The sequence below is a fragment of the Amycolatopsis antarctica genome (assembly GCF_002262875.1).
Taxonomy (GTDB): domain Bacteria; phylum Actinomycetota; class Actinomycetes; order Mycobacteriales; family Pseudonocardiaceae; genus Amycolatopsis; species Amycolatopsis antarctica.
Window position 1 is genome coordinate 77,309 of the sequence record NZ_NKYE01000004.1, and the last position, 22,401, is coordinate 99,709.

At 70.5% G+C, this 22,401-nt stretch carries 22 protein-coding genes and 1 tRNA gene; 9 read left to right on the plus strand and 14 right to left on the minus strand.

The window, feature by feature from the left end:
• The first annotated feature begins 296 nt into the window (after positions 1-296).
• A complete protein-coding gene (locus tag CFN78_RS08270) occupies positions 297-1,373 on the plus strand; it encodes a hypothetical protein (protein ID WP_094862046.1) in 1,077 nt (358 codons plus the stop codon).
• 9 nt (positions 1,374-1,382) lie between these two features.
• On the opposite strand, the gene CFN78_RS08275 is transcribed toward CFN78_RS08270, so the two are convergent.
• Positions 1,383-1,769: a winged helix-turn-helix transcriptional regulator gene (locus tag CFN78_RS08275; RefSeq protein ID WP_094862047.1), complete on the minus strand. Its 387-nt coding sequence runs from the start codon at positions 1,767-1,769 to the stop codon at positions 1,383-1,385.
• Between the two features lie 97 nt (positions 1,770-1,866).
• On the opposite strand from CFN78_RS08275, the gene CFN78_RS08280 reads away from it, so the two are divergent.
• Positions 1,867-2,514: an NAD(P)-dependent oxidoreductase gene (locus tag CFN78_RS08280; RefSeq protein WP_094862048.1), complete on the plus strand. Its 648-nt coding sequence runs from the start codon at positions 1,867-1,869 to the stop codon at positions 2,512-2,514.
• Between the two features lie 2 nt (positions 2,515-2,516).
• On the opposite strand, the gene CFN78_RS08285 is transcribed toward CFN78_RS08280, so the two are convergent.
• The 5 genes from CFN78_RS08285 to CFN78_RS08305 form a co-directional block, all read right to left on the minus strand.
• A complete protein-coding gene (locus CFN78_RS08285; RefSeq protein ID WP_094862296.1) occupies positions 2,517-3,386 on the minus strand; it encodes a TIGR03621 family F420-dependent LLM class oxidoreductase in 870 nt (289 codons plus the stop codon).
• A 147-nt stretch (positions 3,387-3,533) separates the two neighbouring features.
• Entirely contained in the window at positions 3,534-4,514 is a 981-nt protein-coding gene (locus CFN78_RS08290) for a ribose-phosphate diphosphokinase (protein ID WP_094862049.1), read from the minus strand.
• Positions 4,515-4,517: 3 nt separating this feature from the next.
• A complete protein-coding gene (gene glmU / locus CFN78_RS08295; protein WP_094862050.1) occupies positions 4,518-5,975 on the minus strand; it encodes a bifunctional UDP-N-acetylglucosamine diphosphorylase/glucosamine-1-phosphate N-acetyltransferase GlmU in 1,458 nt (485 codons plus the stop codon).
• Positions 5,976-6,018: 43 nt separating this feature from the next.
• The gene (locus tag CFN78_RS08300) at positions 6,019-7,761 is read right to left on the minus strand and encodes a GGDEF domain-containing protein (protein ID WP_240519335.1); all 1,743 of its coding nucleotides are present in this window, start codon (positions 7,759-7,761) and stop codon (positions 6,019-6,021) included.
• 49 nt (positions 7,762-7,810) lie between these two features.
• Positions 7,811-7,882, minus strand: a tRNA-Gln gene (locus CFN78_RS08305).
• 248 nt (positions 7,883-8,130) lie between these two features.
• Between CFN78_RS08305 and CFN78_RS08310 the strand changes: the two genes are divergently transcribed.
• The gene (locus tag CFN78_RS08310) at positions 8,131-9,096 is read left to right on the plus strand and encodes an acyl-CoA desaturase (protein WP_094862051.1); all 966 of its coding nucleotides are present in this window, start codon (positions 8,131-8,133) and stop codon (positions 9,094-9,096) included.
• A gap of 204 nt (positions 9,097-9,300) precedes the next feature.
• Positions 9,301-9,894 (plus strand): TetR/AcrR family transcriptional regulator, encoded by a 594-nt coding sequence (locus CFN78_RS08315; RefSeq protein ID WP_133116315.1) that lies wholly within the window; start codon positions 9,301-9,303, stop codon positions 9,892-9,894.
• A 127-nt stretch (positions 9,895-10,021) separates the two neighbouring features.
• Here CFN78_RS08315 and CFN78_RS08320 read toward each other — a convergent pair whose 3' ends face one another.
• Both CFN78_RS08320 and CFN78_RS08325 read right to left on the minus strand, forming a co-directional pair.
• Positions 10,022-11,083, minus strand: coding sequence for an endonuclease domain-containing protein (locus CFN78_RS08320; RefSeq protein WP_240519336.1), 1,062 nt, complete (start codon positions 11,081-11,083; stop codon positions 10,022-10,024).
• Between the two features lie 20 nt (positions 11,084-11,103).
• Positions 11,104-11,643, minus strand: coding sequence for a MarR family winged helix-turn-helix transcriptional regulator (locus CFN78_RS08325; RefSeq protein ID WP_094862053.1), 540 nt, complete (start codon positions 11,641-11,643; stop codon positions 11,104-11,106).
• Positions 11,644-11,716: 73 nt separating this feature from the next.
• Here CFN78_RS08325 and CFN78_RS08330 point away from each other — a divergent pair, with 73 nt between their 5' ends.
• Positions 11,717-12,448 (plus strand): SDR family NAD(P)-dependent oxidoreductase, encoded by a 732-nt coding sequence (locus CFN78_RS08330; RefSeq protein ID WP_094862054.1) that lies wholly within the window; start codon positions 11,717-11,719, stop codon positions 12,446-12,448.
• Between the two features lie 3 nt (positions 12,449-12,451).
• Here the strand turns inward: CFN78_RS08330 and CFN78_RS08335 are convergent, their stop codons facing one another.
• From CFN78_RS08335 to CFN78_RS29090, 5 genes are all read right to left on the minus strand, one after another.
• A complete protein-coding gene (locus CFN78_RS08335; RefSeq protein ID WP_094862055.1) occupies positions 12,452-13,651 on the minus strand; it encodes a PQQ-dependent sugar dehydrogenase in 1,200 nt (399 codons plus the stop codon).
• A 76-nt stretch (positions 13,652-13,727) separates the two neighbouring features.
• Positions 13,728-14,072 (minus strand): hypothetical protein, encoded by a 345-nt coding sequence (locus tag CFN78_RS08340; RefSeq protein WP_094862056.1) that lies wholly within the window; start codon positions 14,070-14,072, stop codon positions 13,728-13,730.
• Positions 14,073-14,089: 17 nt separating this feature from the next.
• Complete coding sequence (locus CFN78_RS08345; protein WP_094862057.1) at positions 14,090-14,428, minus strand: hypothetical protein; 339 nt, start codon at positions 14,426-14,428, stop codon at positions 14,090-14,092.
• Positions 14,425-15,543, minus strand: a complete 1,119-nt coding sequence (locus CFN78_RS08350; RefSeq protein WP_094862058.1) for a WXG100-like domain-containing protein — start codon at positions 15,541-15,543, stop codon at positions 14,425-14,427. Before CFN78_RS08350 ends, CFN78_RS08345 begins: the two co-directional genes overlap by 4 nt.
• Positions 15,544-15,564: 21 nt before the next feature.
• Positions 15,565-15,837: a YbaB/EbfC family nucleoid-associated protein gene (locus tag CFN78_RS29090; protein ID WP_165777486.1), complete on the minus strand. Its 273-nt coding sequence runs from the start codon at positions 15,835-15,837 to the stop codon at positions 15,565-15,567.
• Positions 15,838-15,997: 160 nt separating this feature from the next.
• Between CFN78_RS29090 and mfd the strand changes: the two genes are divergently transcribed.
• The 3 genes from mfd to CFN78_RS08370 all read left to right on the plus strand — a co-directional run bounded on the left by mfd (position 15,998) and on the right by CFN78_RS08370 (position 20,916).
• Entirely contained in the window at positions 15,998-19,666 is a 3,669-nt protein-coding gene (gene mfd / locus CFN78_RS08360) for a transcription-repair coupling factor (RefSeq protein ID WP_165777487.1), read from the plus strand.
• Positions 19,667-19,856: 190 nt separating this feature from the next.
• Positions 19,857-20,765, plus strand: coding sequence for a helix-turn-helix domain-containing protein (locus CFN78_RS08365; RefSeq protein ID WP_094862060.1), 909 nt, complete (start codon positions 19,857-19,859; stop codon positions 20,763-20,765).
• Positions 20,728-20,916: a DUF397 domain-containing protein gene (locus CFN78_RS08370; protein WP_094862061.1), complete on the plus strand. Its 189-nt coding sequence runs from the start codon at positions 20,728-20,730 to the stop codon at positions 20,914-20,916. Before CFN78_RS08365 ends, CFN78_RS08370 begins: the two co-directional genes overlap by 38 nt.
• A gap of 63 nt (positions 20,917-20,979) precedes the next feature.
• On the opposite strand, the gene CFN78_RS08375 is transcribed toward CFN78_RS08370, so the two are convergent.
• A complete protein-coding gene (locus CFN78_RS08375) occupies positions 20,980-21,387 on the minus strand; it encodes a hypothetical protein (protein WP_094862062.1) in 408 nt (135 codons plus the stop codon).
• 127 nt (positions 21,388-21,514) lie between these two features.
• Here CFN78_RS08375 and CFN78_RS08380 point away from each other — a divergent pair, with 127 nt between their 5' ends.
• Positions 21,515-22,333: a helix-turn-helix domain-containing protein gene (locus tag CFN78_RS08380; protein WP_094862063.1), complete on the plus strand. Its 819-nt coding sequence runs from the start codon at positions 21,515-21,517 to the stop codon at positions 22,331-22,333.
• Positions 22,334-22,401 lie beyond the last annotated feature (68 nt).

The window sequence follows — 22,401 nt, forward strand, 5'->3', positions numbered from 1 at the left end:
TGGTGCTGTGCGTTCCGATGCTGTGTGCCGGCCCGAAGTTCTCGGGCTTCCGGCCTCTCGGCGGCGAGTTCCACAAAACGTGCACGACGGGGTGGCTGCTCAAGCCGCCGCGTCGATCACGCCGGGCACCATGTGCGCGTGGAGCCCGCCTCGCCGAGACAACCTGAACAGTGTAGAGCAGGCGCGGCGAATGCGACCGAGGCGGGTGCGCCGAACCGGGAACCGGGTGTGCGTACGCCACGTCACAACGGCGCTCGCCCGGCCGGGTCGAGTGAGCCGGTCGAGCGGGGTGGCGCATGGGCGGGCCGAGGGGTGTCGCGGCGATCGTGGTCATCGGCTGCGCACTGCTCAGTGGCTGTCAGGTGCTGGTGGACGGGGAGAGCGGACCGAGCGAGGACGGGCTGCGGCGGGCGAACGCCCAGGCGGACGAGCGGCGGGCGATCGACGAGGCCCTGCGGACGCTCGGTGCCGCCGGTGCGCTCACCTACCGCGGCACCGGTCAGGACGGGGCCGCGCTCGCGCTTACCGCGGGGAAGAACGGGACGCTGTTCGGTGCGCTGCCGATGGCGGGCCACACCGTGCGGCTGGCTGTCGCGAGTGGACGGACGTTCGTGTCGGCGCCGGTGGAGTTCTGGGCCGCCAACGGTTCCGGCGATCCGGCCGCCTACGGCGGGCACTGGACCGGGGCTGATCCCGCGGAGCTGCCGTTGCCGCCGTCCGCGCTGGCCCCGCCGGAACTGGAGCGGACGCTGCGCGCGGCGGCCGGACGCCGGGACGTTCTCGCCGAGCCGGTGCGCGGGGTCGAGAACGGCACCGAGGTGTTCGCCGTCGACACTCCCGGCGGCGGCTTCGCCGTCACCGCGGCCGCCCCGAGCACCCTCACCCGGGTGTCCGGCGCGCTGCTGGGCGCCTCCGGTGCGGGCGAACTGCGGCTGGAGACCCCGGCCGCCGACACACTGACGGCCGTGCGCGCGGAGTTCGAGGCCGAGCTGCCCGCTCTGGTCCAGTCCGTCGACTCGGCGGCGTCGGTCTCGGCGTTTCCCAATGACAACAAGGTCGAGTGCGCACCGAACGGTTCCTGTACGACGACGGTGCAGGCGGGCAACACCGTCGGCTCGGACAGCACCGGATCGGTACGGATCGTGCTGCGGGCCAAGGTGTCGGCCGACGGACTCGGCGAGCAGACCTGCACGGCGGAGGCGATGGCCGCGCCGAACGCCGTGGTCCCGGTGTCCTGCGAGGTCCGGTTCCAGGTACCCGCGCGCACGGCGCGGTACCAGGTGCTCTCCGTTCCGACGGTGACCGGGCAGGGCATCTCCGGTGGCGACGTGGAGGAGTTGCGCCGTTCGGTGCTGGCCGACCTCGCGGGCTGACGGTGACGGTTACCCGGTGCGGGTGGCGTGCTCGCCGCGGGCGGTGACGATCTCGTGCACGTGGCTCTCGGCCCAGTCGCGCACGGCCTGGATCGGTTCGCGCAGGGAGTGGCCGAGCGTGGTCAGTTCGTAGGTGACCTTCGGCGGAATCTGCGGGTACACGGTGCGCACCAGCAGCCCGTCGCGTTCCAGCGCGCGCAGGGTCTGGGTGAGCACCTTGGCCGCGACGCCGCCGACACCCTCGCGCAGCTCGCCGAACCGCAGCGGCCCGTCCCGCAGCAGGTGCACCACGAGCACCGTCCACTTGTCGCCGATGCGATCCAGGACGAGCCGGGTCGGACAGTTCGGATCGGTGATGTCACCACGAAACCATTCGCTGACCTGTTCGGTAACCACAAGGTATCTATAGCACGTTGAAGTGCTTGATTACCAATGGTTACCGTCGGCTTCACGGGACCGCGACCCACGCGGCCGGGAGCAGGGAGCGACGACGATGGCGAGACTGGTGCTGTTCGGGGCGACGGGGTACGCCGGGACCCGGATCCGGGAGGAGGCGCTGCGGCGCGGGCACGAGGTGGTGGCCGTCGCCAGGGACACCACGGCGCTCGCCGGCGGGCCGGGGGTGACGGTCCGCCAGGGTTCCCTGCACGACGAGGCGTTCGTGCGCGAGACGGCCGTAGGAGCGGACGTGCTCGTCTGCGCGATCCCGGGCAGGCCGCTGGACGGTGCGACACTGCTCGACGCGGTGCCCGTTCTGGTCGCCGCGGCGGCCGCGCAGGACGCGCGCCTCGGTGTCGTCGGCGGGGCGGGCAGCCTGCGCACGAGTGCGGACGGGCCGAAGCTGATCGACACGCCGGAGTTCCCCGAAGCGTTCAAGCTGGAGGCCGGAAGTCACTCCGAGGTGCTGGATGCCTTGCGTGCCAACGGTTCCGCGGCAGACTGGTTCTATCTCAGCCCGGCGGCGGGGTTCGGTGCGCACACGCCGGGCCGACGCCGCGGAACTTACCGGGTCGGCGGCGAGGTGTTGCTGAGCGACGAGGAGGGCGTCTCCGCGATCGGCGGCGAGGACTTCGCCACCGCCTTCGTGGACGAGATCGAGCGGCCGGCGCACCACCGGCAGCGGTTCACCGTCGCGTACTGAGGTCAGCGGCCCTTCAGCTCCGCCAGGACGGGAGCGAACTCCTCCAGATACGGCTCGAAGACCGTGACGTAGGAGAAGCCGTACCGCTCCCGCCTGGCGAGCAGCTGCTCGGCCAGCAGTGCGCGTTCGCCGAGCAGGAGCTGGGGCGCTTCCAGCAGCTCGTCGACGTCCAGGATCCGTTGCGGCAGAAGGGCTTTCCAGCGTGCCGCGGCTTCGCGCCGATCACCGGTGACGGCCACGTGCTGGACGAGCATGTTCAGTTCGACGTGCTGGGCCCGGGCACCCGCGCGCTCGCGGAAGAAGGCCACCCGCTCGTCCATCTCCTCGGCGCCGGCCAGCAGGAACGTGCCCGGCGAGTGGCCGGGCGCGTGCCGCAGGCCGGAGAACCCGGCGATGTCGGCGTGGTCCGCGGCCAGTCCGAGTGTTCCGTCGCCGTGCCCGGCGAGCAGGATCGGTGGCATGGCGGTCTCCGCGCCGATCCGGTCGCGGAGTTCGCCGAGCGTGGCCTCCAGCCTGCGCACCCGCCCGGCGGCGGGCAGCCACGGCAGCCCCGCCTCGTCGAACTCCGCCTTCATGTGGCCCGCGCCCAGCCCCAGATCCAGCCGGTCGCCGGTGAGCCGCGCGGTGCTGACGATGTCGCGGGCGAGCAGCGCCGGGTTGTAGAACGGCACGTTGAGCACCAGTGAACCGACCCGCACGTGCTCGGTGACGGCCGCCGCCACCGCGAGTGCGGGCAGCGGTGCGGGCCCGCCCAGATGGTCCGGCACGGTGATCACGTCGTAGCCGAGTTCCTCCGCCCGGCGGCACTTCGCCACCCACTCGGCGCGCTCGCCGATCGCTCGCATGCTGACGCCGAACCGGAACTCCCGCACACGCACCTCCGCCGTCTCGTCTGCCGGTGACGCTATCCGGGCAACGGTTGCCGCGTCAGCGGAGTTCGCTCTCGGCGTGCGCCCCCGGGACGACCGCGAGGCGGGCCCCGACAACGGGAGCCCGCCTCGCGGGGGTCGCCGGAACGCTCAGGCGTTGCCGTCGAACAGGCTGGTGACCGAGCCGTCCTCGAACACCGCCTGGATCGCGCGGGCCAGCAGCGGCGCGATCGACAGCACGGTCATGTTCGGGAACCGCTTCTCCTCCGGGATCGGCAGCGTGTTGGTGAAGATGACCTCACGCGCCTTGCACGCCGACAGTCGCTCGGTGGCCGGGTCGGACAGGATGCCGTGGGTGGAGGCGATGACCACGTCGGACGCCCCCTCCTCGAGAAGCGCCTCGGTGGCCTTCACGATGGTGCCGCCGGTGTCGATCATGTCGTCGATCAGCACACAGAGCTGGCCGTTGACCTTGCCGACGACGCGGTTGGCGACAGCCTGGTTGGGCTTGTCCGGGTCGCGCGTCTTGTGGATGAACGCGATCGGCCGGTCACCGAGGCGCTGGGCCCACTTCTCCGCCAGGCGGACGCGGCCCGAGTCGGGGGAGACGACGGTAATGTTGTCCGTGGAGTAGTTGTCCCGGATGTGGTCGGCGAGCACGTTCTGCGCGAGCAGGTGGTCCACCGGGCCGTCGAAGAAGCCCTGGATCTGCGCGGTGTGCAGGTCGACGGTCATGATCCGGTCGGCACCCGCGGTCTTGAACATGTCGGCGATCAGCCGGGCCGAGATCGGCTCGCGGCCCTTGTGCTTCTTGTCCTGCCGCGCGTACGGATAGAACGGCACGACCACGGTGATGCGCTTCGCGCTGGCGCGCTTGAGCGCGTCCACCATGATGAGCTGCTCCATGATCCACTCGTTGATCGGAGCGGGGTGGCTCTGGATCACGAAGGCGTCGCAACCGCGTACGGACTCCTGGAACCGCACGAAGATCTCGCCGTTGGCGAAGTTGTGCGCGGTCTGCGGGGTGACCGTCACGTTGAGGTTCTTGGCGACCTCGTCAGCCAGCTCCGGGTGCGCGCGGCCGGAGAAGAGCATCAGGTTCTTCTTCGGCGTGCCTGACTTGGGGCTCATTGGTCACGACTCCTGAGTCGGTTCGTCCTGCTGCTGCGCGGCGAGGGCTGCCTCAGCCGCGGGGGTACCTGGCCTGCGCTTGGTGACCCAGTCCTCGATATTCCGTTGTGGCCCACCGGAAACGCCAAGGGCGCCCGGCGGCACGTTCCGTCGTACCACGGTTCCGGCGCCGGTGTAGGCGCCGTCGCCGATGGTCACCGGCGCGACGAACATGTTGTCCGAGCCGGTGCGCACGTGGGAACCGATCGTGGTGTGGTGCTTGGTGATCCCGTCGTAGTTCACGAAGACACTGGAGGCGCCGATGTTGCTCTGCTCGCCGATCGTCGCGTCGCCGACGTAGGTCAGGTGCGGGACCTTGGTTCCCGCGCCGATGTCCGCCTTCTTCGTCTCGACGAAGGTGCCGATCTTGCCGCCCGCGCCCAGCTTCGTGCCCGGGCGCAGGTAGGAGAAGGGGCCGATGGTCGCGTTCGCGCCGATCACCGAGCCGGAGCCGTGCGTGCGCACGACGCTGGCCCCCGTTTCGATCGTCACGTCGGTGAGAGTGGAGTCCGGTCCGATCGTGACGTCCTCTGCGACGGAGGTCTCACCGCGGAGCTGCACGCCCGGCTCCAGCACCACGTCCCGCGCGAGCGTGACGCCCGCGTCGATCCAGGTGCTCGCCGGATCCGTCACCGTCACACCCTCGCGCTGCCAGCGCCGGACGATCCGCCGGTTCAGTTCCGCGCCGACCGTGGCGAGCTGCACCCGGTCGTTGATGCCCTCGGTCAGCCACGGGTCGTCGACCACGAGGGCGCCGACCCGCCTGCCGTCGCCGCGGGCGATGCCCAGCACGTCGGTCAGGTACAGCTCGCCCTGGGCGTTGTCGGTGGAGAGCCGGGAAAGGCCGTCGGTGAGGACGGCGGCGTCGAAGGCGTACACCCCGGAGTTGATCTCACGGATCGCGAGCTGCTCCGCGTCGGCGTCCTTCTGTTCGACGATGCCGAGCACCTCGCCCGCCTCGTCGCGCAGGATGCGGCCGTAACCGGTGGAGTCCTCGACGACGGAGGTCAGCACCGTCGCCGCGTTACCGCCGCGCTCGTGCTCGGCGAGCAGCGCGGCCAGGGTGTCCGTGTCCAGCATCGGGACGTCGCCGTAGCTGACCAGCACCGTGCCGGAGACATCCGCCTCCAGTGCGCCGAGCGCGCAGCCGACCGCGTGCCCGGTTCCGTTCTGCGTTTCCTGCACGGCCGTCGAGACGGGCCGGTCCAGCGCCTTGCCGAGGTGCAGCAGGTGCTCCTCGACGGCCTCGCGGCCGTGGCCGACCACCACCACCAGGTTCGCCGGATCCAGGCCCGCGGCGGCCCGCACCGCGTGTTCCACCAACGGCCTGCCCGCGATCGGATGCAGCACCTTCGGCAGCTTCGAGCGCATCCGGGTGCCCTCGCCCGCGGCGAGGATCAACGTACTCAACTGGCCGGTCACGGCACTCCAAAATTCTCCATGCGGCTGGTACCGGGCCAGGATGCTACGTGTGGTCGCCGATGCCCCACGTGGGGTCGGTTGTGGCCGGCTCCTCGCCGGCGGCCTGCGGAGCGCCACCGACCGGTGAAACCTGGTTCCCACCTCGGCGTTTGGCCTGGTACATGGCGGCGTCGGCGCGGGAGAGCACCTCGTCGGCACGTTCCTGCGGGCGGAGCGAGACGAGGCCCACCGACAAGGTCACACCGTGCGAGAGGTGGTGCGGCAGCGCGGCCACCGCACTGACCGACCGGCCGAGCGCCTGGGTGGCCGCGGACACCGGCGCTCCCGGCAGCAGCACCACGAACTCGTCGCCGCCGTACCGGGCGACGATGTCGTCCCCGCGCAGCGTGTCGCGCAGCGTGCTGGCGACCACGCGCAGCACGTCGTCCCCGTCCGCGTGCGAGTGCAGGTCGTTGACGCCCTTGAAGCCGTCGAGGTCGATCAGCGCGACCGCCAGCGGCTGGGCGCCCGTCGAGGTGGCCAGGGTGCGCAGCCGCTCGTCCAGGGCGCGCCGGTTCGGCAGGCCGGTGAGTGGATCGTGCAGGGCTTGTTTGGTGATCGCGCCGTGCTCGGCGGAGAGCCGGGCGTGCTCGCGCCGGGTGTGCAGCGAGGCGATCTGCGACTCGCGCAATGCCCACAGCTCGTTCTCCAGCGTGCTCGCGTAACTGGCGAGCAGGCCGTTCGGGCACTTCGGTGGCGGGTCGGGCGGCATGCCGGCGCCGTTGGCCAGCCGGGCGAGCTCGCGCACCAGGATCAGCCGCATCGCGGGCTGGGCGTGTTCCTCGGGCCGGGTCTGCTGGATCCGCAGCAGCACGTCGATCGCCTCGTCGTCGCGTCCCTCCCGGCTCAGGCACCGGGCGAGCGCGATGGCGACCAGGATCTGGCTCGGCGGGAAACCCGGCTCGTCCTGCAGGGGCACCAGCCGTTCGATGTGCACGCCACCCGGAGCGGCGAGCGCGAGCGCGGCCGCCAGCAGGCCCACCTGGTCGACGGCGGGCACCCCGGCCCGGCGCGGGAACAGCGATTCGGTGAAGGGGGCCTCGACGGCGATGGCCATCGAGGCGGCGGTGCGGAACTTCTCCGCCGCGGTCTCGTACTCCCCGGCCCGTTCCAGGCGCAGGCCCCAGGCGAGCATCATCTTGATCCGGTTGAGTAGCTGCAGGGTGATCTCGTGCGGCCCGGCGCTGTCCCGGATCGCCTGGTGCGCTCGGGTGATGACCTCCTCGGCCGCCTCGTAGAGGCCGAGCTGGTGCAGCACCACCCAGCAGTCGACCAGCGTCGCCGAGAGCAGCTTGCTGCGGTTGCGCAGTCCGCCCATCTGCGTGTCCGGCGCCGAGGCCGCGTCGTCCAGGATGGCCAGCGCCCCGGCGATCTCGGTGAGGGCCGCGTCCTCCTGGCCCGCCAGCACCATCCGCCGGCCGCGCAGCGCGTGCGCGTCCGCGCGCAGGATGAGCAGGCCGTGCCTGCGGGTGTGCGCGAGGAGCTCGTCGAGCAGGGGTTCGGCCTCGGCCGCGTATCCGCTGACGACCAGTTTGGCCAGCCCGGCGTAGCGCAGGAGCTGGGCAACCAGGAAGGGTTCGCCGCGGCGCTGGGACTCGGTGAGCAGTTCGTCGACGCGGTCCAGGAGGTCGAGCTGTTCCGCCCGGGACGTCCGCTGGATCGCGGCCATCAGCTCGCGCGCGCGCCCCATCAGCCAGGTGTCCGACATCTCCACGAGCATCGGCCTGCTGGGCTCCCTCGGCTCCATCACCTCGTCGCGCAGTGGCTTTCCGTCCTCTCGGCCCTGGTCGCACGCGCTCCGCCGCCAGGGTTCGAACCTGAACTGTCAGAACCAAAATCTGAAGTGCTGCCAATTACACTACGGCGGATCGTGCCTGGTCAGGATAGCCACACCCGAGGATCGGCAGCGCGGCTACCCGGATCGTGCGCTCGTCGATCCTGCCACGCCGGTGTGACCTGGCGTGGAGCGGTCCCGGCACGACCAAGCCGGGCCCTCGGGTGCGACGAATCCCTCCCTGATGGACCTCCACACGCCGCGAAACCTCCTGTACCGTAACTTACGGCAACGTAGGTAAGGCGACCCTTCGTAGGTCCCGTACGGAAGAAGTGAACGCCCGTGACCGCAACACTCGACCGTTCCCCGGCCTCCGGAGAGCCGCCGTCCGCGAAGGGCCCCAAGCCCGTCCTCGTCGGGAAGCGCTCGATGGGGATCCAGATCTCCGTGTACGCGGGCGTCATCGCTCCGCTGCTGGCCCTGCTGGTGGCCGTCCCGTTCGCCTGGGGATGGGGGCTCACCTGGATCGACGTCGGCCTGTTCGTGGCGTTCTACGCCTTCTCCGGGCTCGGCATCACCGTCGCCTTCCACCGCTACTTCACGCACGGCTCGTTCAAGGCGAAGCCGTGGCTGCGGGTGCTACTGGCGATCGCGGGCAGCATGGCCGTGCAGGGGCCGGTGATCACCTGGGTCGCCGACCACCGCAGGCACCACGCCTTCTCCGACCGCGAGGGCGACCCGCACTCGCCGTGGGCGTTCGGCAACACCCCACTGGCGGTCGCCAAGGGATTCTGGCACTCGCACATGGGCTGGCTGTTCGAACGCGACCAGAGCAACGCCGAGCGGTTCGCCCCGGATCTGTTGCGCGACAAGGCGATCGTCAGCGTCAACAAGAACTTCGGCTGGCTCACCCTTGCCACGCTCCTGCTGCCCGCGATCCTCGGCGGCCTGATCTCCTGGTCGCTCTGGGGCGCGGTGACGGCGTTCTTCTGGGCAGGTCTGGTGCGCGTCTGCGTGCTGCACCACGTCACCTGGTCGGTCAACTCGATCTGCCACATGATCGGCGAGCGCCCGTTCGCGGCCCGCGACAAGTCGGCGAACTTCTGGCCGCTGGCGATCTTCTCCTTCGGCGAGTCCTGGCACAACCTGCACCACGCCGACCCCACGTCGGCGCGGCACGGCGTGCAGCGCGGTCAGATCGACATTTCCGCGCGGATGATCTGGATGTTCGAGAAGTTCGGCTGGGCGCACAGCGTCCGCTGGCCGACACCGCAGCGGCTCGACCGACTGGCAGTCGAGTCGAAGTAGCACCTCCAACGGTCTTTCGCGGGGGCGTGGCGGAATTTCCGCCACGCCCCCGCGTCCGTTCGGGTCCGTCCGGCGGCGTTGCCCGGTACCCCCGGGAGGGGGAGCGGCTAGGCTGCGGACGTGGCGGCGAGAAGGCGAGCGAAGCGCGACCCGGCGGCAGGCACCGTCGGCGCCCGGCCCGCCGCCGCCGTGCCCCGCGTGCGGATGACCGGCACGGAGCGCAGGCAGCAACTGCTGGACGTGGCGCGGGAGTTGTTCGCGGAGAAGGGTTTCGAGGGCGCGTCGGTCGAGGAGATCGCGCACCGGGCGAAGGTGTCGAAGCCGGTCGTCTACGAGCATTTCGGTGGCAAGGAAGGGATCTACGCGGTCGTGGTCGACCGGGAGACCCAGTTGCTGCTCGACCACATGGTCTCCACGCTGCACGGCGGGCACCCCAGGGTGATGCTCGAACAGGCCGCCGTCGCGCTGCTCAGCTACGTCGAGGAGTCGCACGACGGGTTCCGCATCCTCGTCCGCGACTCGCCGGTCGCCAGTTCGACCGGCACCTTCTCCACCTTGCTCAACGACATCGCCAGTCAGGTCGAGCACATCCTCGGCCAGCAGTTCGCCGCCCGCGGTTACGACGAGAAGCTGTCGGCGCTCTACGCCCAGGCGCTCGTCGGCATGGTCGCGCTGACCGGTCAGTGGTGGCTGGACGCCCGCAAGCCCAAGCGCGACGAGGTCGCCGCGCACCTGGTCAACCTCGCCTGGAACGGCCTTTCCCACCTCGACCACAAGCCCCGCCTCACCCCGACCTGATCCCACGCCCGTCGGCCCGCACGGCGGCACCCCCAGACCGCAATATGTCGACGTATTGCGCTGCAGCCGACCGCAATACGTCGACATATTGCGGTCCCGATCTCCGCAATTCGTCGACATATTGCGGTCAGGTGCTGGACGCGAGCGCCGCTCGCACAGCCGCCACGATCGCGCCCGGGTCGCCGGACAGCTCATCGTTGGTGACGACGACGAAGCGCCACCCCGCTGCTCGCATACGCCGGCGCCGGTACTGATCCTTCGCCGTCTGCTCCGGTGACTCGTGCCATCTGCCGTCGTACTCCACGGCCAGCTTGTGCTTGGGAAACGCAAGGTCGAGGCGCCCGAGGAAGTTGTGGTTCCGGTCGTAGACGTTCCACTGGACCTCGGGATGCAGGTCGTGCAACCGAAGCCACACACGCAGCTCCGATTCGCGGATCGACTCCGCCCGCTGATCGGCGTGCGACAGCGCTACACGGGCGCGGACGATGCCGCGATCGCGGCGATGACGCAGGACCGAGTCGACGTCCTCGACACGGACGAACTCGTGACCCAGCAGCGTGTCGAGTTGTCCCACCGTGCGTGGCAATGATCGCCGTAGCTTTCGGTTGCACAGCAGATCGAGGGTCATCCGCAGGGGCGTGGCCAGTTGTATTTCATGCCACGGCACGCCGTCCGCCGGACCGAGCGTGGTCCGGGTGATGTGCATGCCGCGTTTCGCGGTGAACCTGCTGTCCTCGGGTACGACGAACTCGACCGGGTCGTGGGTGGCGGCGAAGTCGAAGCCGTAGACGGCCGCGGCGGAGGCACCGGTCAGCGTCGCCGTTTCCGGTGCCAGCCAGGCCGCGCCCGCGCAGCGAATCTTGTGTGTGAGTGTGCGCCATGACTCGACGTACACGTCGTGGAAAAGCTGGGTGTAGAGCGGCGACCGTAGCCGATGTCTGGTCAGGAAGCCTTCTCCGAGCGCGTGCGAGCCGCGGAAAGTGCCGTGGGTCGACGTGAATGACGAAAGCGTGTCTGTGGTCATCCCGCAACGGTGTGCTTCGCGGCCGACAGAACACCGCGTCCCGCCGGTACGTGCCCCCAGGTTGTCCACATCCCCCCGGTTGTCCACAGGTCGCCGCAATACGTCGACGAATTGCGCTTGGGCAGCCCGCAATACGTCGACATATTGCGATCCGGGGCTTCGCAATATGTCGACGTATTGCGGGGTCAGGGCGTGTGGTCGGCTCGGGCGGAGAGGTCGGCGAGCAGGATGCGCAGGAGATCGGACAGCTGCTCGCTCTGCTCGGGGGCCAGGCTCGCCAGCAGCGTCTCCTCGTGCGTGAGCAGCTCGTCCACGGTCCGTTCGATCAGTGCGTGCCCCGTGTCGGTGAGCTCGACGAGCACGCCCCGCCCGTCGTCGGCGGAACGGGCCCGCCGCACCAGGCCGTCCCGCTCCGCTCGGGCGACGCGCTGCGAGATCGCGCCGGGGCTGACCAGGCCGCGCCTGGCCAGCTCGCCGGCGGGCACCCGGTAGGGCGGGCCCGCCCGGCGCAGGGTGCTCAGCAGGTCGCGGGTCGCCGCGTCCATGCCGAGCCGCAGCATCGTCTCGCGCCGGTCCTCATCGAGCAGTTTCGCGATGCGCCAGATGCGCGTGATGACACCGATCGACGACACCGGTGTGCCGGGACGCTCCCGTATCCAGGCGTCCTGAATGGCGTCGACGACGTCGGTTGACGCTGTTTCGGATTCGTGAGTACGCTCGGCCACAGAGGTACTTTAGCAGTAAAAGACTGCCGGGAGAAGAACGCTCGGGAGAAGGTCAACGGTAAAGGACGAAGTGATGGGCAACGGGAGAAACGTCGTCGTGACCGGCGGCGGCACCGGCATCGGTTACGCGGTCGCGGCCAGGTTCGCGCGGGACGGCGACACGGTGACGATCACCGGACGCCGCGAGGACGTGCTCGCCGAAGCGGGCACCCTTCTCGGCGCGATCCCGGTGCCGTTCGACGCGGCCGATCCCGCGGCCGTCCGCGCCGCGCTGCCCTCACTGCCGGAGCGGGTGGACGTGCTGGTGAACAACGCGGGCGGGAACACCGACATCGGCGCCGACGCCCCCGCCGACGGCGACCTGGACGCCCTCGCGGCCGGCTGGCGGGCCAACCTCGACGCCAACCTGCTCAGCGCCGTCCTGGTCACGGCCGCGCTGCGCGATCGGCTGACCGACGATGCGCGTGTGGTGAACATCGGCTCCATCGCCGCCCGCGCCGGCGCCGGTTCCTACGGTGCGGCGAAGGCGGCCATGGAGGCGTGGAACACGCAGCTGGCGAGCGACCTCGGACCACGCGGAATCACCGCGAACGTCGTATCGCCGGGCCTCGTCGTGGACACCGAGTTCTTCCGTGGGCAGCTATCCGCCGAGCGGAGGCGGCTGCTGGAGGCGGCGGCCCTGACCGGGCGTGCGGGGACCCCGGACGACATCGCCGCCACCGTCGCGTTTCTGGCGAGTCAGGGCGCCGGCCACGTCACCGGGCAGGTGCTGCACGTCAACGGCGGTGCCCACCGCGGCCTCTGAGGCTCAGCCCTGGGTGAAGCGCAGCAGCTTGTCGTCGTCGCCCTCGGACGTGGTCACGTACAGCGCACCGTCCGGCCCGGTCCGGGCGGTGCGCAGCCTGCCGTAGGTGTCGTCGAACTCCGGCGGCAACACGACCTCGACGACCGCGCCCGCCTCGTCGAGGCTGAACAACAGCATCTTCTGGCCCTTCAGCGCGACGACGGCCAGCTTGCCGTCGAGGGCGCCCCACTGCGGCCCGGAGAGGAACGCCGCGCCGCAGATCGCCTCGGTGATGTCCCCGGAGGTCCACTGCGCCGGCACCGCGTTGGGGAAGCGTTCCAGGTCCGTCATCGGGACGCTCTCGTCGTAGGAGTCCTCGGTACCGCCCCGGGAGGGATCCCAGCCGTAGTTCCCGCCGGGCCGGACCAGGTTGACCTCGTCGTTTACGGTCGGCCCGTGCTCGGCGAGGAAGACCTGATCGGACCCGGGCCGGATCGCGACACCCTGGATGTTGCGGTTGCCGTAGGTGTAGACGCGGCGCTCCACCGGGTTCGGCGAGGACGCGAACGGGTTGTCCGGCAGCCCCTCGCCGGTGTTCAGGTCGATCCGCAGCAGCTTGCCGCCGAGGCTGTTGCGGTCCTGCGAGATCGTCGGATCGGACGCGGTGTCCCCGGTGCCGACGAGCAGCGCGCCGTCGGGGGCGATCGTCGGGCGGCAGCCGGAGTGCCTGCCGCTGGAGTTGATCGGCAACCCGGTGAGCAGGTCGCCCGCCCGGGTGGCGCTGCGGCCGTCGGCGGCGAGCGTCCAGGTGACCAGCCGAACGTCCACCGCCTCGTCGTTCTGCTGGTGCGTCTGACAGGTGACGAACTTTCGCGACTGCTCGAAGTCGGGGTGCAGCACCATGCCCATCAGGCCGCCCTCGCCGTCGGCGAGCACGTCGGAGAAGTCGGCGGCGACCTCGGTGACCGGGGAGCCGGGCGCGGTGCCGCCGATCAGCGCCAGCCTGCCGGGGCGCTGGGTGACCAGCACCTGGCCGTCCGGCAGGAAGCCCATGTCCCAGCCGTGTTCCAGCCCGCCCGCCACCTCCTCGACCTTCAGCGCGGCCCCGGCCGGGGCCGCGGAGGTGGTCTTCGCGCCGGTCGCGGGGTTGGCACCCCCCTCGGCGGGAGTGCAGGCGACCGTCAGCAGGGTCAGAGCGGCGAGGGCGATTCCGAACACGCGCATGTGTCCAGTGTGTCCGTATCGGTGTGCGCTCGCCGTACGAAACGCTCTCGGGACGTTCGTCCCGCCGCTTCGGCGGCTACGAGTTCCTGCCCGCGAGCGACCGTACGTAGTGGATGTAGAGCCCGGTGACGAGCGCCGCGCCAAGGCTTGTCAGGACGCCGAGACACAGCAGCCACACCACCCAGCCGTGCCCCTGGAGCTGCTCCACGGCCATCGTTCCGTAGTCCCTGGACGAGGTCTCGACACCGCGGCCGAAGGTCGTACAGACGCCGCCGGGCCGCATTTCCCTGTCGCCGCAGTACACCGGCCCCTCGCGATCAGCTTCCGGAGCCGCCCCGGACACCAGCGTCAGGCCGAGTACGAACACGATCCCGCCGAACGCGATCGCCAGGAAGTTGTAGTCGGGACGGTTCCTCGTCATCGAAATACCTCCGGCCCCTACCTTGGGCCCCGGCCCGGCGGCATGTGCCGGAGCGCGTCCGTCCCGCGTGCGTCGGCCGTGATGTAGTCCCGCGCGCTCGCCCGGCCGGCATCGACCAGGCTCTGGAAGGCCCGGGGCATTTCGTCGGCCGTCCGGTACGAGGCCTCGCGTGCCGGGGCGTAGTGGGTTCGGAACGACCGGGCGATCTCGTCGCCGCCGATCCCGCCTTCGTCGGCCGCGATGCCGGCCCGGGCGTTCTGCCAGTCGTTCGCCAGTGTGGTCCCGGTGGTCTCCAGCGCCGCGAACACCGGTTCGGCGGCGTCGGGGTCGATTTCGGCGAATCCGCCGGCTGTCATCGGATCTCCCTCGTCTCGGTGCGGGGCGCCGAGGAACCGACGGTGTCGTATTCCTGGGCCGTTCCCGCGCGGTGGAACTGGGCCAGGGTGGTGTCCCCGGTGCCGGGGACACCGATGCCGCCCAGTTCGACGATTTTGCCGGGGTCGGAGGCGTCCCAGTTGTACCGGTCGTAGACGTGGGTCTGGTAGGTCACCTCGACCTGCGGTGCGGCGCCTGGAGTGATGGGCGGATGCACGGTGGCCACCCCGGTCACCGAGTGATGGACGTTGCCGATCGCCAGGTGCCAGTTCCGGTCGTGCTGCGGGGTGATGTTGAACGGCTCCTGCGTCCATTGCGAGGTGAAGGGGATCGGCCTGCCGTAGTCGTTGTCGGTGGCGGCCTGTGCGGCGACCTCCCGAAGCTGCTGGTCGAGCTGCCCTTCGATCGCGGTACCCAGTTCCGGGACGTCATGGATGATGTCGTCCGGGTTGACGTCCATCGGGGTGCCGGTGCCGTCGAAGTAGTGCGCGAGGTGTTCGGCCCCGTCCGGCGCAAACGGGTGTGCCGCCGCGGCGAGCTCGTCGTAGAGCAACTCCTGCAGTTTCTGGTCGATCGTGAACGGATCGGAGGCGAACGGGCCCGATCCGTAGTCGTGAGGAGGATGCGGTAGCGGGCCGGGCAGATCGCTCCGCGCGGCGACCTGGGCCGCGGTCCGGGCGAGAACGTCGTTCACCTCGTCGGCCAGCCGGTGAACGATCGCGATCCGCAGCGGCAACAGGGAAGTGGTGTCGTACAACTCCTGACCGGTGGTCAGCAGGGTGCGGATCGACGTCTTCGCGTGCGTCACGGCGTCGGCCAGGTGGGTGGCCCGGCCGACGAGCTCCGTCATGCCGGACGCGGTCCCGTCCGCCTCCGCCAGCACCTCGCCTATTCGGGTGCGGTAGCCCTCACCGGCGGCATCGGGCCAGGCGGCGGCGAGCGGGGCGGGATTGAACTCGCTCGCGGCCGTGAATGCCGCCTGGCCCGCCTGCCAACCTCCGGCCAGCCGGCGTGCTGCGTCCTCATCGGTCTCCGGCCAGCCACTGCGCGGCTTGACCATGCTCCACAGGTAACCCTCTGGTTCGGCGATCGGCATCGTGGTGACCTCCGGACGGCTTCAGCGTGGTCTGATCAGGTCGGCCACGGCGGCGACCTGACGGCGAGCGTCGGCATTGGCTTCGCCGACGGCGGCGAGGATGCGCGCACCGAGGGCCCGCGTGTCGTGCTCGCGGTAGATGCGGGGATCCAGGTCCAGCGCGAGCAACTCGCCGCGACCGTCGACGGTCGCGGTCACCAGGCCGTCGGGGCACTCCCCGCTCCCCCGGACCGCCTCGATCTTCCGGTGCGCGGCTCGAAGTTCCTCGACCACCAGATCCTCTGTGCTGTCCACGGCAACCAGTGTCGAGTTCGGCACCCGCCGGGCGGGCTCGTGCGTCCGCTTCCGGTCACCCGGGTCCGGCGCTGGTCGGCGGGCGGGGCAGGCGCGCCGGGACGTACGCTGGGGTGGAGAGCCCGCTGCCCGTTCTCGTCCCGGGCAGGGGTGTGCCCGCATGCGTGAGGGGAACATTCCGGTGACCGACGCCGAAGGTGTCCGCAAGGCTCCGCTGTCCGGACTGCTGTCCGTGATCCTGACCGATCCCGCCTTGAGCGTGGTGCGTGAACGTGCCGGGGCACCACTGCTCGACCTGCAGGGACCGAGCGCCGCCCGGCAACTCGTCGTGGCCACGCTCGCCGCGGAGGGCGGCGCCGGACGTCCGGTGCTGGCCGTGACGGCCACCGGCCGCGAGTCCGACGAGCTGGCAGCCGCGCTGCGCGACCTGCTCGGCGAGGACGCGGTCGCCGACTTCCCGTCCTGGGAGACGCTTCCGCACGAGCGGCTGTCCCCACGGGCCGACACGGTCGGCAGGCGGATGCAGGTGCTGCACCGGCTGCACACCCCGGACCTCGGCGGCCTGCGCGTCGTGGTGTCCACGGTGCGCAGCCTGATCCAGCCGATGGCACCGGGACTGGGTGCGCTGGCGCCGGTCGAGCTGCGCGTGGGCGTGGAGAACCAGTTCGAGTCGGTGCTGGAACGCCTCGTCGAACTCGCCTACACCCGCGTCGACATGGTGGAGAAGCGCGGCGAGTTCGCCGTCCGCGGCGGCATCCTGGACGTCTTCGGTCCCACCGACGAACACCCGCACCGGATCGAGTTCTGGGGCGACGAGGTCAGCGAGATCCGCACCTTCGCGGTGTCCGACCAGCGGTCCCTGCCCGGCGAGATCGACGCCGTCACCGCGCCGCCCTGCCGGGAGCTGTTGCTGACCGCCGACGTCCGGCAGCGGGCCGCGGAGCTGGCCAAGGCGCACGAGGCGGACGCCCAGCTCGCCGAGATGCTCACCAAGCTCTCCGACGGAATCCCTTGCGAGGGAATGGAAGCGCTCATCCCGGTGCTGTGCGCGGGCGAGCTGGAACTGCTCACCGACGCGATGCCCGAGGGTGCCTGCGTGCTGCTCGCCGACCCGGAGAAGATCCGGGCCCGCGCGGCCGACCTGGTGCGGACCGGACAGGAGTTCCTGGAAGCGTCCTGGACCGTCGCGGCGACCGGTGGCAGCGCGCCGATCGACCTCGGCGCCTCCGCCTACCGGGGCCTGGCCGAGATCGCCGACCACGCGAGCGGCAGCGGCCGTTCCTGGTGGACGCTCTCGCAGCTCACCGCCGACCGCGAGGACGTGCTGCCGATCGCCGTGGAGGCCGCGCCCGGCTATCGCGGCGAGTTCGACCGCGCCACCGCCGAGCTGCGCGCGCACACCGCCGCCGGTGGCGCCGCCGTGATCGTCGTCGCCGGGCACGGCACCGCCGCCCGCGCGGTGGAGCAGCTCTCCGCCGCGGACGTACCCGCGACCCTGGCGGCCGACGGACTCACCGAGCCGCCCGTCGCCGGCCTGGTCACCGTCACCTGCGGTGGCATCTCCGACGGTTTCGTCTCGTCCGCCCGTCTTTCGCCACCGCCCTCAACGGTGTCGCGCGGCGACGCTGATCAGGACGCGCAGGCGCTGGTCGTACTGTCCGAATCGGACCTCACCGGCCGTGGCGCGAACACCGGACGGTCCACAAAGGACCTGAACACCAAGATGCCGTCCCGGCGGCGAAACGCGGTCGACCCGATCGCGCTGAAGTCCGGCGACTACGTGGTGCACGACCAGCACGGCATCGGCCGCTTCGTGGAGATGGTGCAGCGCACGGTCGGTGGCGCGACCCGCGAGTACCTGCTGCTCGAGTACGCGTCCTCCAAGCGCGGCCACCCCGGCGACCGGCTGTTCGTGCCCACCGACCAGCTCGACGAGGTCTCCCGGTACGTCGGCGGCGAGTTGCCCACACTGAACAAGCTGGGCGGTTCGGACTGGAAGAACACCAAGGCGAAGGCCAAGAAGGCGGTCAAGGAGATCGCCGCCGAACTGGTGCAGTTGTACGCTGCCCGGCAGGCCGCGCCCGGGTACGCCTTCGGCGCGGACACGCCGTGGCAGAACGAACTCGAGGACGCGTTCCCCTTCGTCGAGACCAACGACCAGCTCGCCGCGATCGACGAGGTCAAGACCGACATGCAGCGCGGCGTGCCGATGGACCGGGTCATCTGTGGCGATGTCGGTTACGGCAAGACCGAGATCGCGGTGCGCGCGGCGTTCAAGGCGGTGCAGGACGGCAAGCAGGTCGTGGTCCTCGTCCCGACGACCCTGCTCGCGCAGCAGCACCTGTCGACGTTCATCGAGCGGATGCAGTCGTTCCCGGTGACCATCAAGGGCCTGTCCCGCTTCTCCGACAAGTCCGAAGTGGACGCCACGTTCACCGGTCTCGCCGAGGGCGAGGTGGACATCGTCATCGGCACGCATCGCCTGCTGCAGACCGGAATCCGGTACAAGGACCTCGGTCTGGTGATCGTCGACGAGGAGCAGCGCTTCGGTGTCGAGCACAAGGAGCACATCAAGTCGCTGCGGACGCACGTCGACGTGCTGACCATGTCGGCGACCCCGATCCCGCGGACACTGGAGATGTCGCTGGCCGGGATCCGTGAGATGTCCACGATCCTCACCCCGCCGGAGGACCGGCACCCGATCCTCACCTACGTCGGCGGCTACGACGACAAACAGGTGGGCGCCGCGATCCGCCGGGAGCTGTTGCGTGACGGACAGGTGTTCTACGTCCACAACCGGGTCTCCTCGATCGAGAAGGCGGCCAAACGGCTGCGCGAGCTGGTGCCGGAGGCGCGGGTGGTGACCGCGCACGGCCAGATGAACGAGGACAAGCTCGAGAAGATCATCGAAGGCTTCTGGGAGAACGAGTTCGACGTACTCGTGTGCACCACGATCGTCGAGACGGGACTGGACATCTCCAACGCCAACACGCTCATCGTCGAACGTGGCGACCTGCTCGGGCTCGCGCAACTGCACCAGCTCCGTGGCCGGGTCGGCCGTGGCCGCGACCGTGGTTACGCGTATTTCCTGTACCCCTCGGAGGTTCCGCTCACCGAGACCGCGCACGACCGGCTCGCGACGATCGCGCAGAACACCGAACTCGGTGCGGGCATGGCCGTGGCGATGAAGGACCTGGAGATCCGCGGCGCGGGCAACATCCTCGGCGCCGAGCAGTCCGGGCACATCGCCGGCGTCGGGTTCGACCTGTACGTGCGCCTCGTCGGTGAGGCCGTGGACGACTTCCGCCGCGAGGCCGGTGCTGGGCCCGCGCTGGAGGAGCAGCAGGCGGACGTGCGCGTCGATCTTCCGGTGGACGCCCACATTCCGCACGACTACGTCCCGGGTGAACGGCTGCGGCTGGAGGCGTACCGCAAGATCGCCTCCGCGCACGGGGACGAGGCGCTCGACGCCGTGCGGGACGAACTGGTCGACCGGTACGGCCAGCCGCCGGCTCCGGTACGCAGGCTGCTGGCCGTCGCGTCGTTCCGGCAGGCGTGCCGCGCGGCGGGTGTCACCGAGGTGTCGGCGCAGGGCAACACGATCCGGTTCGCGCCGATGGACCTCGCCGACTCGCAGCTCGTCCGGCTGAAGCGCCTGTACCCCAAGGCGATGTACAAGGCGGTCACCAGCACGGTGTCGCAGCCGCTGCCGACCGAGGGGGCCGCCGGTGGCCGTATGGGAGCCCCGCAGTTGCGCGACGAGGAACTGCTCGACTGGGCGCGCAAGTTCCTCAAGGACGTGACGAAGGCTCCGGCCCCGGTCGCGTAACCCCGCCGCGATTCGTCGACGTGTCGCGCCGGCTCGGATCGCAATTCGTCGACGTATTGCGGTGGCGGTGAGCGCAATTCGTCGACGTATTGCGCGGGAGTGGTGTTGCGGCGGCGCAACAGCGACTCCGCATGGATGAACCGGCTGTGTCGCTCACCCGTGCGGCGCGGCGTCGCCCTAGGTTGCTCGCATGGGCAGGAATCCCGGGTGGGAACCGACGGCGCGGGCGCGCGAACTGGGCGGCGAGCTCCGGCAGGCGCGGGAACGTGCCGAGCTGACGATGCGCGACCTGTCGCGCCAGCTCGGCTGGTCGCCGAGCAAGACCTCGCGGATCGAGTGCGGTCTCCGCGGCGTGGCGGAGATGGACGTCGTGCTCTACCTGGCGAACTGCGGAGTCGTCCGCGACGAACTCGAACGCCTCCTCGACCTCGCCCGCGAACCGGACGGCGGGCACTGGCTGCGTTCACACGGTGAGCGACTGCCGGACGAACTGCGTTCGCTGGTCGTGCTGGAGAGCACCGCACACACGATCACCGCCTTCGAACACATGTTGGTGCCCGGGATGCTGCAGACCGAGGAGTACGCCCGCGAGGTCTTCCGGCTCGCCGAGCGGTTCCCCCCGGACGCGGTAGAACGCTTGGTGCGCGCCAGGATGGCGCGGCAGAGCCTGCTGCACCGCCGGACGCCCGCGGCGTTCACCTTCTACCTGCACGAGAACGCGCTGCGTTCCATGGTCGGCGGGCCCGAGGTGATGCACGAGCAGGTCATGAAGCTGCTGCTGGCGTGTTCCTGGCCGAACTCGACGATCCGCGTGGTGCCACGGGCGGCGGGTGCGGCCGGCACCTTCGAGGGCCCGTTCTGGTTCATCGAGTGCGCGGAGCACCCTCCGGTCGTCTACGTGCAGAACGTGACGGCCAGCGTGTTCCTGGACGGCGCCGAGCATCTCGACGTCTACCGGCGGATCGTCGCGAAGCTCGCCAGGGTCGCCCTCGATGCGGGACAATCCCGGTCGTGGCTTGCCCGCCTGGCAGGCCGACACGACGTACCGAGGAGCCAGTCCGATGTGCCACCGAGTCCTCCCGGAACGACGCTGGCGTAAGAGCAGCTACAGCAACGGCGGTACCGGCGAATGCGTCGAGGTCGCGGTCGCCGCGCTGAACGTCGCCGTCCGTGACTCGAAGGCCCCCGCCGCAGGGGTCGAAGTCGGGCACGCGTCCTGGCGAGCGTTCCTGGCCGTCGTCACCGCCTGAGCCGATTCGCCGACGTATCGCGGGCGAGTGGCGGCGGTACGCCGCATCCACGTCCTTGTGCCGTCACGCCGTGGCGCGGCGGATGCCGGTGTACTCCAGCGCGGCGAACGTCAGCACCCACGCCGCGCCGAGAACGACCACGCCGACGCCCAGGGCGGTCAGCGGCAGTACCCCGGCGAACGCGACGGGCAGCAGCGCCACACCGAGCGCCGCGTTGGCGGCGACGGCCACCCGGGCGTACCGCGCCGGGATCACCGGGCAGCCGGAGATGAGGCCGAGCGCGATGGCACCGCCCAGCATCGCGATCCCGATCGGCACGAACCAGCTCGCCGGCAGGCCGAGCGGCCCGGGTAGCCATGGCCCGGCGACCAGCATCAGCACGCCGAACGCGGCGGTACCCCAGCCGTCGATCCGGAGGCTGACCCGCAACAGGTCACCCTTGCGCCCCACCTCGGCGGTCACTGTGCTCATGGCATCCCCTTCTCCGGTCCGGACGCCGAACCGCCCGGTCCCGACGACAGTGGCCGAGGCGGCGCGGCGGTTCAATGACCTGCGAGGTCATGGCCGCGCTGACCACCGTCCCGATACGTTGAGGGCCATGAGTGCGGCCGGGCAGAGCAGAGTGGGGCAACTACTGCGGGAGTGGCGGCAGCGGCGCAGGCTCAGCCAGTTCGACCTCGCGCTGCGGACGGACACGTCCGCGCGGCACGTCTCCCGCGTCGAGACCGGACGCGCGCAGCCGAGCCGGGAAATGGTGCTGCGGCTGTCGAACTCGCTGGACATCCCGCTGCGCGAGCGCAACACGCTGCTGCTCGCCGCCGGGTTCTCCCCGGAGTATCGGGAGAGCAGCCTCGACGACGCGGGCATGGCGTCGATCCGCTCGGCCCTCGACACGATGCTCGCGGCCCACGAGCCCTACCCGGCGGTCGTGGTCGACCGGTACTGGAACCTGGTCGCGGGCAACGCCGCCATGCCGCTCCTGACCGGCGGTATCCCGCCCCACCTGTTCGCACCCCGGCCGAACGTGTTCCGTCTCGTCCTGCATCCCGAAGGGCTGGCCCCGCGGCTGGCCAACCCGCGCCAGGTCCGCTCCTACTTCCTGGAACGCCTGCTGCACCAGGTCAACGCGACCGGGGACGCCGAACTCCGGGCGCTGTACGAGGAGGTGCGCGGTTTTCCCGTAGCACCGGACGAGGGCGCGGGGGAGGACGGGGACGGGTGCCCGGCGGGGCCGATCCAGGTGCCGCTGCGCGTGCGCACCCCGATGGGTGTGCTGTCCATGTTCGGCACGATGGCGACGTTCGGCGCCCCGGCCGACGTGACCCTGTCGGAGCTGGCCATCGAACTCTTCTACCCGCTGGACGAGTTCACCGCGGATGCCCTGCGGGCGTTCGCCTCCCGCGTACCGGTTCCCTGACGGCCGAGCCGTCGTCCGTTTGCCGTAGTGGCTCGGTGACCGCCCGTCGTACGTCCACGGTCTTGCCG